The organism is Deltaproteobacteria bacterium (assembly GCA_029860075.1).
GTDB lineage: Bacteria > Desulfobacterota > JADFVX01 > JADFVX01 > JADFVX01 > JAOUBX01.
The window spans coordinates 1-12,523 of the sequence record JAOUBX010000011.1 but is presented as its reverse complement, the minus strand read 5'-3'; the positions used below and the strand labels follow the sequence as shown (position 1 = coordinate 12,523).

General features: G+C 44.1%; 13 protein-coding genes. All 13 read left to right on the top strand.

The window, feature by feature from the left end; all coding sequences use genetic code 11:
- Positions 1 to 8 precede the first annotated feature (8 nt).
- Positions 9 to 206, top strand: coding sequence for a 50S ribosomal protein L35 (gene rpmI / locus OEV42_05240; protein ID MDH3973666.1), 198 nt, complete (start codon positions 9 to 11; stop codon positions 204 to 206).
- A gap of 80 nt (positions 207 to 286) precedes the next feature.
- Positions 287 to 646 (top strand): 50S ribosomal protein L20, encoded by a 360-nt coding sequence (gene rplT, locus OEV42_05235; GenBank protein ID MDH3973665.1) that lies wholly within the window; start codon positions 287 to 289, stop codon positions 644 to 646.
- A 6-nt stretch (positions 647 to 652) separates the two neighbouring features.
- Positions 653 to 1,681 (top strand): phenylalanine--tRNA ligase subunit alpha, encoded by a 1,029-nt coding sequence (gene pheS / locus OEV42_05230; GenBank protein MDH3973664.1) that lies wholly within the window; start codon positions 653 to 655, stop codon positions 1,679 to 1,681.
- Between the two features lie 28 nt (positions 1,682 to 1,709).
- Complete coding sequence (gene pheT, locus OEV42_05225; protein MDH3973663.1) at positions 1,710 to 4,163, top strand: phenylalanine--tRNA ligase subunit beta; 2,454 nt, start codon at positions 1,710 to 1,712, stop codon at positions 4,161 to 4,163.
- Positions 4,164 to 4,244: 81 nt separating this feature from the next.
- A complete protein-coding gene (locus OEV42_05220) occupies positions 4,245 to 4,520 on the top strand; it encodes an integration host factor subunit alpha (protein MDH3973662.1) in 276 nt (91 codons plus the stop codon).
- Positions 4,521 to 4,640: 120 nt separating this feature from the next.
- Positions 4,641 to 4,985: a MerR family transcriptional regulator gene (locus OEV42_05215; protein ID MDH3973661.1), complete on the top strand. Its 345-nt coding sequence runs from the start codon at positions 4,641 to 4,643 to the stop codon at positions 4,983 to 4,985.
- A gap of 50 nt (positions 4,986 to 5,035) precedes the next feature.
- Positions 5,036 to 6,499: an IMP dehydrogenase gene (guaB, locus tag OEV42_05210; GenBank protein MDH3973660.1), complete on the top strand. Its 1,464-nt coding sequence runs from the start codon at positions 5,036 to 5,038 to the stop codon at positions 6,497 to 6,499.
- Positions 6,500 to 6,615: 116 nt separating this feature from the next.
- Complete coding sequence (locus OEV42_05205) at positions 6,616 to 6,846, top strand: hypothetical protein (protein ID MDH3973659.1); 231 nt, start codon at positions 6,616 to 6,618, stop codon at positions 6,844 to 6,846.
- Between the two features lie 141 nt (positions 6,847 to 6,987).
- Positions 6,988 to 7,779 carry a nucleoside triphosphate pyrophosphohydrolase gene (gene mazG, locus OEV42_05200; GenBank protein MDH3973658.1) on the top strand — a complete coding sequence of 264 codons (792 nt, stop codon included), beginning with the start codon at positions 6,988 to 6,990 and terminating at the stop codon, positions 7,777 to 7,779.
- Between the two features lie 243 nt (positions 7,780 to 8,022).
- Entirely contained in the window at positions 8,023 to 8,529 is a 507-nt protein-coding gene (locus OEV42_05195) for a 3'-5' exonuclease (protein ID MDH3973657.1), read from the top strand.
- A 221-nt stretch (positions 8,530 to 8,750) separates the two neighbouring features.
- Positions 8,751 to 10,907, top strand: a complete 2,157-nt coding sequence (locus OEV42_05190) for a right-handed parallel beta-helix repeat-containing protein (protein MDH3973656.1) — start codon at positions 8,751 to 8,753, stop codon at positions 10,905 to 10,907.
- Positions 10,908 to 11,340: 433 nt separating this feature from the next.
- Positions 11,341 to 11,619 (top strand): hypothetical protein, encoded by a 279-nt coding sequence (locus OEV42_05185; protein ID MDH3973655.1) that lies wholly within the window; start codon positions 11,341 to 11,343, stop codon positions 11,617 to 11,619.
- A gap of 257 nt (positions 11,620 to 11,876) precedes the next feature.
- Entirely contained in the window at positions 11,877 to 12,254 is a 378-nt protein-coding gene (locus OEV42_05180) for a hypothetical protein (protein ID MDH3973654.1), read from the top strand.
- Positions 12,255 to 12,523: the final 269 nt, after the last annotated feature.

The following is a 12,523-nucleotide window of genomic DNA, read 5'->3' as shown; positions in this document are numbered from 1 at the left end:
AAGAAGCAATGCCGAAAATGAAGACGAACAGAGGAACAGCCAAGAGATTCAAAGTGACCGGTACAGGCAAGATCAAAAGACAAAAGGCCAATACCAATCACATTCTTACCAAAAAGGCACAAAAAAGGAAAAGACAGCTTGGACATGATGGACTTGTTGCAGAGAGCGATAAAAAATCCATTTCCAGGTTGATACCTTACGCGTAAGAAATTTTTACGATTTGTTTAATAAAAAAAGTCTAATCGCCGGAACAATATCAATTAGTAAAGAAGGAGCACGTTAAAAAATGGCAAGAACTAAAAGAGGTGTTAAGGCCAGAAGAAGAAGAAACAAGGTACTTAAACTCGCCAAGGGTTACAGGGGGGCAAGGAGCAAGCTTTTCAGGACAGCAACAGAAGCTGTTGACAAGGCGCTCTCCTATGCATATACAGGAAGAAAACTTAAGAAAAGGGACTTCAGAAAGCTCTGGATTGCCAGGATTAATGCGGCAGCCAGGATGAATGGTATTTCATACAGCAGGCTTATAAATGGACTGAAAAAAGCGGCCGTATCTCTCGATAGGAAAATTCTGGCAGAGATGGCTGTTTCAGATCCCAAAGGCTTTACGGCTGTTTCAGACGTAGCCAAAGGTGCTCTCAAAGCCTGATTCCCTATGCTTGGTGAGCTCCTAGACAGTCTTGATGCTTTTAAAGCAGAGGCGGAAGAAGCAATCGAAGGTTCCCGTTCGGAAGAGGGCCTGGAAAAAATCAGGGTTGGCTATCTCGGTAAAAAAGGGAAAATCAGCCATATCCTGAAAAAGGTAGGCTCACTGGACGCCAAAGAGCGTCCTCAACTCGGAAAACGGGCAAACGAGATAAAAGCAGAAATTGAAGAAGTTTTATCTCAAAAGTTTGCCCACATTTCCCGGGCTGCAACAGAGAAAAAGATTCAGTCGGAAGGTGTTGACCTGACACTTCCGGGCAGGAGAGTTTCCGTCGGTTCTCTTCATCCTGTAACGACCATACTGGAAGAGATCTGTGCCGCTCTTATTCCTCTGGGTTTTACTGTAGAGGAAGGTCCCGACATAGAGACGGATTACTACAATTTCGAAGCCCTTAATATTCCCAAAGACCACCCCGCAAGAGAAATGCAGGATACTTTTTATGTTTCGGAAGACCTGCTTTTAAGGACCCATACATCACCCGTACAGATAAGGACCATGGAGAAATATGAGCCTCCCATGAGGATTATTGCTCCCGGCACGGTCTACCGGTGTGACTCAGACGTTACTCATACGCCCATGTTTCACCAGGTTGAGGGTTTTGTTGTCGATAAAAACGTGTCCTTTGCTCAATTGAAGGGACTGCTAACGGCCTTCGTTCATAAAATGTTCGGCAGCCATGTCAACCTGAGATTTCGGCCCAGTTTCTTTCCTTTTACCGAACCCAGCGCTGAGGTCGACATTGAGTGTGTTATTTGTCGTGGCGACGGTTGCAGGGTTTGCAAGGAGACGGGCTGGCTCGAAATTCTGGGTGCTGGAATGATCGATCCGGAGGTGTTTAAAGCCGTTGGTTATGATCCTGATCTATATACAGGGTTTGCTTTTGGTATGGGTGTGGAACGTATTGCCATGCTTAAATACGGCATCAAGGATTTAAGAATGTTTTTTGAAAATGACGTTCGTTTCCTGAATCAATTCTAGTCAATAATAATTTCAATATAGAAATAATATGAAAATCAGTCTTGAATGGTTGAATGATTACATCGAAGTAGACCTCGACCCTGTGCAGGTAGCTGAATTGCTCACCGGGGCCGGACTTGAGGTCGAGGGTATCGATTATCAGTCTATCAATGTAAAGGGTGTTGTTGCTGCCAGGGTCGGTAAGATTAAGAAGCACCCTGACAGTGAAAAGCTGCTTACCTGTACGGCTGAAACAGGCAAGGAGGAGTACGCCATTGTTTGTGGTGATCCTTCTGTCAGGGAAGGAGACATGGTTCCTCTTGCACTGCCCGGATGTAAACTTCCTGATGGCAGGGTAATAAGGGAAGCAAAGGTGCGGGGGCTCAACTCTTCAGGCATGTTTTGTTCTGAAAAGGAGTTGGGACTTTCCGAGGACGGCTCTGCCGTTATGATTCTCCCCGATGATACCAAGCCAGGCAGAGATATGGAAGAGGTTATTTCTAAGCTTAATCCAAAGGTGAATATCAATGCCGGTGGAGGTCCAAAAGGAGAGGGTCATTCTCTTTGCAATAATTCCATCTTTGAAATCGGCCTTACACCGAACCGTTCAGATTGTCTCAGCCTCATTGGATTTGCCAGAGAGCTTTCAGCCCTGACAGGCAGGAAGGCTCACTTACCGGAAATTTCCTTTAGAGAATCAAAAGAAAAGTGCAGCTCTCATGTGTCGGTAAGGATTGAAGCGCCCGATCTTTGCAGCCGCTATTCAGCCAGGGTATTAAAAGGTGTGAAAATCGGCAAATCACCGTTATGGCTTAGAAAAAGGTTGGAAGAGGCCGGTGTGAGGCCTATTAACAACGCAGTCGATGTAACAAACTTTGTTATGCTGGAACTGGGCCAGCCGCTTCATGCCTTTGATCTTGCCAGGGTAGAGGAGGGGGAGATCATTGTAAGAAAGGCCAAAAAAGGGGAAAAACTGGTTACACTCGATGAAGTAGAGAGAATTCTTGATAATGAAGAACTTCTAATTTGTGACGGTAAAAAACCGCTTGCTCTGGCAGGCGTTATGGGAGGACTGGGATCTTCCGTCAGCGATAGCTCGACGACAATATTATTGGAAAGCGCCCATTTTCATACCTCGGCAGTAAGAAAAAGTGTTCGTAAAACAGGGTTGCACAGTGAGTCATCGCATCGCTTTGAAAGAGGGACTGATGTGGAGGGCGTTCTTAATGCCATTGACAGGGCAGCTATGCTCATGGCCGAACTCTCGGGAGGTGAAATTTTAAGTGGCGCTATCGACAATTATCCCCGTCCCTATGAAAAGAAAGAGATTCTCTTCAGGCCGGGCCGTTGCAGTAAGCTTCTCGGCATGGATATTTCTGCCGAAGAATCGCTCGCCTGCTTAAAGGCCCTTAATATGGATGTTTCCGGTAACGGTGACAGTTACAGGATTGTTCCTCCCTCGTACAGGGTAGATATTGAGAGAGAGATCGACCTTGTTGAGGAGGTGGCCAGGCTCAAGGGATATGCCGCCATTCCTGTGGAACCGCTCTCAGGTTCCATCCCGGAAAGATCAGCAGGCAGCTGGAGGTCAGGTATTTATCCTGTAAAGCGCTTCATGGCTGATTCCGGTTTTAATGAAGTTGTCAACTATTCATTTGAAGCGCCAATGGAGATGGATAAGCTGGCCCTGGCAGAAAAGGATCCCTTAAGAAAGCGAATTAAACTTCTCAATCCCATCTCTGAAGATTTATCACTTATGAAATCGACGCTTATTGCAGGATTGCTAAAGAGGCTCGCTTTCAATATAAAAAAGCAAAACAGGGATCTTCAGCTTTTTGAATCAGGCAAAGTGTTTCTGGATGAAGAAAAAGGGCCGGAGGAAGGTTACAGATTGACGGCCCTCATTACGGGTTCGAAAGAGCCTTTATTGTGGAAAGAGGAAAAAGATATCTTTTATCTTAAAGGTATTGTGGAAAATCTTCTTGATTTACTCAATATCAAGGAATATACTTTTAACAACTGTTCTCATATTAGCTACTTACATCCGGGAAAGGGCGCAGAGATTTCTTCCGGCGGCACAGAAATAGGATTTATTGGCGAGGTTCATCCGGATGTGAGAGAAGGCTATGAAATTACGCAGCCTGTCTATCTGTTTGATGTGGATCTTGAACAACTGTTAAGCCCCGGTATATCAAATAAAATAGCATTTGCTGATATTGCGACCTATCCTTTTGTCGAGAGGGATATGGCCCTCCTCGTAGGAAAAGGGATTACGCTTCATGAAATATTGGGGCATATTAATGCCCTCAAGACGCCCTTCGTTGAAAAGGTAGAGGCATTTGACCGGTATGAAGGCAAGGGTATAGAAGAGGGAAAGAAGAGTCTCGGTATCCGCATTAGATACCGCTCCCTTGAAGGGACGCTTACCGATGAAGAGGTAAACGGACTTCATCAATCAATCCTTTCTGCAGTGGTGGAAAAGGTTGGAGCGACGGTCAGGTAGTTTGATTTGAAACTTATTCAGGAGTTTAGATGTTTTGTCATAATCAATTAACCTTAGTTAAATGTAAAAGGAGGTATTTAAATGACAAAGGCTGACATCATTGAGAATACATATGAAAAAGTAGGTATCTCGAAAAAAGAGACGGCAAAGGTAGTTCAATCCATTTTTGATATCATAAAAGAAACACTGGAAGAGGGTGAAAACGTAAAGGTTTCCGGTTTCGGAAACTTTATGGTAAGGCAGAAAAAGACGCGCAGAGGCAGAAATCCTCAGACAGGTGAAGAGATTGAAATTTCTGCCAGGAAGGTTATTACTTTTAAGCCGAGCAACGTTCTCAAGGACCTCATTAATTCCTGACTTTTTTTAAGGAATTACTTTAACTCAGCCGCCGCAATAGGTGTTTTTCAGCGATTGAAGCCTGTTTTGTATAGCAAGGCGCTGTGTGATTAATTCTAAATTCGTTGGTACGGGAAAGCATTGCAGATTACTTTACCCATTCCGGAAAAGAAATACTTTAAAATTGGCGAGGTAAGCAAAATTACAGGCCTTGAGCCTCATGTGCTGCGGTTTTGGGAATCTGAGTTCAGGGCCCTTTCTCCCCGTAAAGACAGTGGAAATCAGAGACTTTATACGAGAAACGACATAGAGACTATCATATACATCAAAAAACTTCTTTACCAGGAAAACTACACCATTGCCGGGGCAAAGAAGAAGGTTGACAGCAGAGACAATGAAGAGACTGTAAAAAGTAAGCAAAATTTTGAGGAAGAACTTTTTGCAGTCAAAAAAGGGCTTCAGGAAATAAGGGAACTTCTCGACTGAGAAGTGTCCCTTTTTTTACATAAATTAATGAGAGGGCACAGTAATTTTTTATGAGCGACGACAGTATGAGAACTGGTTTGACTTTTGATGACGTTCTTCTCCAGCCGGCTAAATCGGACGTGCTGCCAAAGGATGCCGATACATCTACTTTTCTTACCAAAAAAATAAAACTTAACATTCCCATTATCAGCGCCGCAATGGATTCCGTTACTGAGGCATCGGCTGCTATTGCCGTTGCCCAGGAGGGGGGACTGGGTATCATTCATAAAAACCTGAGCATTGAAGAACATGCCCAGGAAGTGGATAAGGTAAAGAAATCGGAAAGCGGCATGATTGTCGATCCTATTACCATAGGGCCTTCGCAGCATATTTATGAAGCGCTCGATATTATGAAGAAGTACAAAATATCGGGGATTCCCGTTACTGATAAGGGAAAGCTCGTCGGTATTTTGACTAACAGGGATTTAAGGTTCGAGAAAAACCTCTACCAGAAAGTATCCGATGTAATGACCAAAGAGGGGCTCGTAACGGTTCCCGAGGGAACGACCCTTGAAGAATCCAAAGCCATTCTCCATAAGCACAGGATTGAAAAGCTGCTTGTTGTCGATGACGGCTACCGCTTAAGAGGTCTTATCACCATTAAAGACATAGAAAAAAGCATTAAGTATCCTAATGCCTGCAAGGATTCCTTTGGCAGGCTGAGAGTGGGGGCTGCCGTTGGTGTTGGTGACGACAGGGATGAAAGGGTAGAGGCGCTCCTAAAAGCGGGGGCTGACGTAATAGCCGTCGATACGGCCCATGGACATTCGAAGGGCGTCATTGAGTCTGTAAAGGAGATTAAGCTTAATTTCCCTGATTGCAACCTGATTGCAGGCAATATTGCGACTGCTGAAGCGGCTATGGACCTCATTAAGGCAGGCGCCGACGCTATCAAGGTTGGAATCGGGCCGGGCTCCATCTGTACAACAAGAATTGTGGCCGGTGTTGGCGTACCCCAGTTAACGGCCATTATGGATTGTGTCAGCGTTGCTGAAAAGGAAGGTATCCCTGTTATTGCCGATGGTGGTATCAAATTTTCAGGTGATATTGCCAAGGCCATTGCAGGTGGGGCCAATCTTGTTATGATAGGCAGTCTTTTTGCCGGAACGGATGAAAGTCCCGGTGAAACGGTGTTACTGCAGGGGAGAAGTTACAAAGTTTACCGGGGAATGGGGTCTGTAGGCGCCATGAAAGCGGGAAGCAAAGACCGTTATTTCCAGGATGAAGTCGATAGCGATATCAAGCTTGTTCCCGAAGGGATTGAAGGAAGAGTGCCCTACAGAGGGCCTATGTCTTCAACTATCCACCAGCTAATCGGTGGACTCAGAGCCGGAATGGGTTATACAGGATGCAAGGATATTGAAGCGTTGAGGAAAAAGGCTTCCTTTGTCCGAATTTCGCAGGCGGGATTGAAAGAGAGCCATGTTCATGACGTGACCATTACAAAAGAAGCGCCCAATTACAGGCTCGACTGAGTTGAGAAACACTTAATTCGATAAGATAGAGGCCACTGGAAAGTGGCCTTTTTATTTGGAAATCATAAAAGAGATATTGGACGCATAATAATGCCTCCCCCTTTGAAAAAGGGGGAATGAGGGGGATTTTAACGTTAAGAATTGAATATTATCAAATCCCCCTACAAATAATCACATCTCCCCTCCTTGATAAGGAGGGGATTAAGGGGTGGTTGTTTAACGTTTTTTTAAAATTCAGGGTTTTAAACCCTGGCAGCTCAATATTTATAAAAAGAACAAATAAAATGCCTATATTTATAGCATTAGGCCTTAGCCTGACAGCTATGCCCCTTGCCCCCCTTTTCTAAAGCGGGGGAAATAGGGTTGCTGAATAGTTACAATATTGCTTAATCATTTTAAATCATAATCAATCTGTGAAAATTTATCCCGTCCCTTGTGATACGGGATCAGTGTCTAATTAAAATATTGAAAATTTAGGAGCTTAATCTATGACGGAAGAATTCAAAGGCTTTGAGGGCCTTGTTAAAATTATGAAACGGTTAAGAGGTCCCGATGGTTGCCCCTGGGACAGGGAACAGAGTAAGGAAAGCCTTAAGCCATACGTTATTGAAGAGGCCTACGAAGTGGTTGAGGCAATCGATGAAGGTGATATTTCAGAGCTTAAGGAAGAGTTGGGTGACCTCTTATTACAGGTCGTTTTTCTGTCGGAGCTTTCTGACGAGGCGGGGGATTTCAAGATTGATGATGTAATTGCCGCCATTTCGGAAAAGCTGGTGAGACGTCATCCTCATGTTTTCGGAGAGGAGACGAGTAATACGTCGGAAGAGGTCGTTAAAAGCTGGGCCTCCATCAAGATCGATGAAAAGAAAGAGAAGGGCAAAAAATCTGTTTTAGAAGGCGTTCCCTGTCATATGCCTGCCTTGCTAAGGGCCCACAGGATTGCGGAAAAGGCGGCCAGGGTGGGTTTTGACTGGAGCCACATTGATGAGGTTTTCAAAAAACTGGAAGAGGAACTGGGAGAGTTTGAGGAAGCCCTTGCATCCAAAGATATTGCCAAAGTGGAAGACGAACTGGGTGATGTCATTTTTGCCCTCGTCAACATTTCCAGATTCCTTGAAGTTAATCCCGAGGAGGCCCTTAAAAAGACGGTGAGGAAGTTTGTGAGCCGCTTTAACTATATTGAAGAAGGACTCGAAAGAGGAGGCCTCGATATTCGTGATGCAAGCCTGGAGGAGATGGAGAGGCTCTGGGAAGAGGCGAAGGAAGCTGAAGGCAGGTAACTTTTTTTCGCGCAAAGATGCAAAGGTGTGCAAAGAAACAAGTAGAATCAAGGATAACATATTTACAGATCACCCCCCCCATTTCCCCCCCTTGGCAAGGGGGGGATTAAGGGGGGGTAGCCACGAAGCAAGCTGCGAAACTTGGGTATTTAAGAAATCATCACCTTTGCGCTCTCTGCACCCAAAGGGCATAAACGTCTTTGCGCGAAAAGAATGAATATAATGTAAAATGAGGTATTGACTATGAACCGTATCTGCGCCGTCGACGTAGAGACGACAGGCCTTTCAGTCAGGAAAGGGCACAGGGTAATCGAAGTGGGAGCCGTTATTATTGAAGAGGGCAGGCTCAGTCGAACCTTTCATAGCCTTGTCAGCGCCGGTAAGCCTGTCAGCGCTTCTGCCCTGGCTGTTCATGGAATTACTGAAGAGATGCTGGCAGGGGAGCCGTCTCCTGAAGAAGTCTATCCTGAACTGGCCCGATTTATGGAAGGCTGCAGGCTGGTGGCTCATAATGCGCGCTTTGATATGGATTTTCTAAGAAGTGAGTTTGACAGGCAGGATATTCCTTTCAATCCTTCCTGCGACTGCACTCTTATCCTGAGCAGAAAAGGACTTCCTCATCTTCCTGATCACAGGCTAATGACCGTCTATAAACACTTTTTCGGTAAAATACCGGATAATGTGCAACTTCACAGAGCGCTCGCTGATGCAAGGCTTGCGGCAGAGGTCTGGCTAAAGCTTCAAAAATAAACATTGAATGAAGCATAGAGCGGCAGTGACATTTTTTTATTATTCATCTGTGACAATGGCTATCAAAATGGCCGCAGTCCTTCCTCATAGTAACTTACCTGATACACTATTCACTCGAAAGTAGCCCCTTAATTGGCAAAAGGCAATTAAGGGTATCATTAAATAGTTGATATGTGCTACAATAATCAAATCAGTGTCTAAAATGCGTTCCTGAAGGAGCTATGATGATGGGAGAGAAAAGGGAAATAATAAAACAAGTCTTTATTTTTCTGTTTTTACTTATACTGTCTGCTTGTGGGTCAGGGTCCGATGACAGGTATTCCACGACGCCTGTAACTTTGTTCGATGAGGGAACCTACTCCGAGTCGGATACTATTTGGTTGAACTGGACTGAAGGCAGCGACCCTGTATATGGGATCACTGCTTATCGATTGGAAGTAAGGGATGAAAATGATGTAATTATATTCGATGAAGTCCTTGGAAAGGTTTTGAACTATAAAGTAAGCGGTACCCAGGGGCAAACTTTAACTGCAAGGGTGGCGGCTATTAATGGCGCCGGACAGCAGGGGCCCTGGTCGGACTTTTCCGACGGTATTCTTTTGTGTGGGAAATACCTGAGTTGCCTTGCCGGAACAATTTTTGTTTCTACTTTAGGCAGTGACGACAATGACGGTCTTAGTCCGGATTTGCCATTTTTAACGATAAAGAAGGCGGTAGAAGAAGCCGGGCCGGGCGATGTTATTGATGTGGCTGCCGGGACCTACAGGGAGCAGGTCAAGATTATGAAGTTTAATGGTCGTGGAGGTAATGAAAAAGCGCCTTTAGTGTTGCGAGGTAATGGGGAAGCCATTATAGATGGTTCTGAACCGCTTTCAAACTGGACGAGTTATGGGTTTCAGAAAAAAGGAACTGACAATGAATGCAGACTCTGGTTGACCTATTTTAATCCCGATTTCCACCCTGATCTTATATTCCGGGATGGGATCAAAAGAGCGCCCACACAACTCTTTATTGATGGAACGACAAGGCTGGATTTATTGCCCAGGCGTGCCAGATACTATAATGGAAATGCCTTTTCAGAAGAAGATACGCAGACTTTGGCCAACATTACCAGCAACCTGCGCCCCAATATATGGGCCTGGATTAATAATAGCGAGATAAAAAATACTGTTTATGTCTGCCTTGCTGCTGGTGAATTAATTGAAAACCGTATAGAAATGCCTGTGCGCAATGCCGCCATCGTATCGGATACGGGGTATCTGCATATTTCGGGCTTTGTGACAAAACGCCAGGCTTCTTACGGCATTATCGTCAAGGGTGATTCAACAATGAAGGAGGTCGTCATCGCCAATAATGACATCAGTTTGCTTAGTGGTTCGAGACAATATTTAGATTCAGACCTTGGGCCCCATATCAAGGAATGGGGGATTGGACTCGGAATTTCAGCAAGCGTTGATTCCCGGGCGACGATCATGTCTAACCGCGTGTCAGATGTTTCTTATACCGGTATTAGAGTTTCCAGGTCTCCCAATGGATTGTCGCCCTCCACCTATATACGGGTATCGGACAACGTAATAGAGCGGATTACTCCTCATCCCTACGGCTCCAGCCGGTCCCATGAGTTAGGTGAAGCGCTCAGTGGACTCAATGGTTCCCACCACGACCTCTTTGAAAATAACATTATTTCAGATTCAAAATTTGGAATCTGGTTTGATTCGCACATTAATAGCCTTGATGGAGGGACGTCATATGCAACAGTCACTGAAAACATCGTTTCTAATACAAGTAGAGCTATTTTTTTTGAAAGGGCCACTTACCGCAGTATTGCAAAGAGAAATCTTATTATAAATGCAGACATCGGTATCAAGCTCGGCACTTCAACGCAGTATGGGCAGGAAAAGGATAAAAGTAATCCCCGTTTCCACGCCAAAGAAAGCAGGATCATAAATAATACGATTATAAATGCCCAAACAGGTATTGCGCTGGAATATGCATCGCATTCGGAAGTTTTAAACAATATCATCTATAGCGATAAGGCAGATGCAATCGGGACTTCCATCAATACAGGCACCATTATCATCAATGATGCTATGGGAAATTCTTATGGAACGGTAAATAACAATCTTTATCATCTCATCGCATCAAGCAGTCTCGGCTGCTATACAAGCGCCTGCTTCCTTGATTTTCCATCATGGTATGCTCAAACCGGTTTTGATGCCGATTCCGTCCATACTGATCCCCTGTTCAGCAATTATACAGACTATTCTCTGACAATGGGCTCTCCCGCCATAGATAGCGGTATCAATGGCGGGCTTGCAGATTACTGTAACGGGCCTGATTTGGGGTATGTTGAACTTCTGACGGGAAGTTGTCTTTAATGAGTACCTTGGGCCGGAAAGCATGATCCCCCTGTTCTTTCCAGGTTAACAAAGGGAATTGCCGCGTCTTCTTTTCCACCCTCCTTTTCCTGCTTTTTTCTGAATGAACATAACCTTTCTTTAGCACTATGACTCTGAAAGGGGCAACTCTTAATGATTAAAATATCAATAAAAAGTGATAAAAAGCAGAATATGTTAAAAAAATAGTCAAATAGGACAAACAAATTGTCTATTGCTGTGATATAAATGTCATCTGAATAATATAGATGAATATATCAAGTATATGCGCATATATCTTTAACAGGGAGTAATAAACAAAAATGGTGGGGAAAGAAATTTTAAAACTTTATGGGGCAATTTTCTTAACATCAATGGATGGTGTTGTCTTTCTGTTGCCGGCTCCAGCTCTGATTACCTCTCTGCGAGGTAAATTATGAGCGAGAATCTTTCCAAAAATAAATATGCATTTGCAGACAGGGCCGAGTTAATTCTCATTGCTATTCTCGGCGAGAAAAAGGGGAAAGAAGCGTTTAGAAAGATTATTTATCCCTTTGGCGGTTCTCTTGTCTACATTCCATCGGAAACAAAGCTCTCCAAAGAAGAACGAAATAAAAGAATCAGATCAGCCTTCAATGGTGAAAATTATAATGAACTGGCCCGAAAACATGGTATTTCCGCAAGGTGGGTCAGAAAGATCATTCACAAGCGCTGATTACTGCATTATAAAAGCATCTTTTCCAATCTTTTGAAACATCCCCTTCAATTATCTAAAGGCCTTAGAAATTCAAAAAATTTGATTTGAAATCCTGAGGAATCAGTAAGCAAATTAAAATGCCTTTCATCATATTTTTTTTCGTAAATAAAAATTTTGAACTTTTCTATATGGTTTGTTCAAAATTTTACTGCTAATGTCATCCCACATCCAATCAAAGTGATCCTTATTCAACCTTTTTGGAAAGGAAAAGTAATATGTCCAAAGCAAGCGCAAATGATGTGAAGAAACTCGGTTTTTCACATTTAATGTTCAATGCCATTTCAGAAATAGTCGACTTCGATCTCTACCTTCAGGAAATTCTCGATGAGAATGCAGGTGAGGTGAAGGCAAAGCTTACAGTCGCTGTTTATGATAGTGCAGACCCTGATATACAGCTTGATGTAAAACGTACCGAGAAATATCTGGCTGCAGCCGAGCTTTGGGAAAGGCGGGCCAATATTGTTCAGTCTATGGCCTTGCCTGAAGACCCTGAAAGTACAATCCCTGCAGGGCAAAGCGAGCAGGCAAGGGCAGATGCCTATAAAACGAGAGCGCAGGAAGTCATTGATCGCCTTAATCCGCCTGCACCATAAAAAAAGGAATAACCCCCCTCACATAAGGAGGACAACAAGTGGCCTGGACCAGTTTTAATGACAACCTGAATGAGATTGCAGCGGCGCTTTCCGCAGATGCAGACCTGAAGAACTACTGTGTCCAGAGTTGGGGAAAGGAGTTAACAGGTTGTCCGAGAATAGTTTGCCGTAATCTTTTAACAGCAAGTGCACCTTTTTGCCAAGCCTCTGTTTTCATGGATAAAAAATAGATACTGCCAAAACGTACTGCCGTTCCCTCGGCAATAGCT

Coding starts and splice junctions, on each gene's coding strand:
- rpmI (MDH3973666.1), top strand. CDS start 9: ATGCCGAAAATGAAGACGAACAGAGGAACAGCCAAGAGATTCAAAGTG.
- rplT (MDH3973665.1), top strand. CDS start 287: ATGGCAAGAACTAAAAGAGGTGTTAAGGCCAGAAGAAGAAGAAACAAG.
- pheS (MDH3973664.1), top strand. CDS start 653: ATGCTTGGTGAGCTCCTAGACAGTCTTGATGCTTTTAAAGCAGAGGCG.
- pheT (MDH3973663.1), top strand. CDS start 1,710: ATGAAAATCAGTCTTGAATGGTTGAATGATTACATCGAAGTAGACCTC.
- OEV42_05220 (MDH3973662.1), top strand. CDS start 4,245: ATGACAAAGGCTGACATCATTGAGAATACATATGAAAAAGTAGGTATC.
- guaB (MDH3973660.1), top strand. CDS start 5,036: ATGAGCGACGACAGTATGAGAACTGGTTTGACTTTTGATGACGTTCTT.
- OEV42_05205 (MDH3973659.1), top strand. CDS start 6,616: ATGAGGGGGATTTTAACGTTAAGAATTGAATATTATCAAATCCCCCTA.
- mazG (MDH3973658.1), top strand. CDS start 6,988: ATGACGGAAGAATTCAAAGGCTTTGAGGGCCTTGTTAAAATTATGAAA.
- OEV42_05195 (MDH3973657.1), top strand. CDS start 8,023: ATGAACCGTATCTGCGCCGTCGACGTAGAGACGACAGGCCTTTCAGTC.
- OEV42_05190 (MDH3973656.1), top strand. CDS start 8,751: ATGATGATGGGAGAGAAAAGGGAAATAATAAAACAAGTCTTTATTTTT.
- OEV42_05185 (MDH3973655.1), top strand. CDS start 11,341: ATGAGCGAGAATCTTTCCAAAAATAAATATGCATTTGCAGACAGGGCC.
- OEV42_05180 (MDH3973654.1), top strand. CDS start 11,877: ATGTCCAAAGCAAGCGCAAATGATGTGAAGAAACTCGGTTTTTCACAT.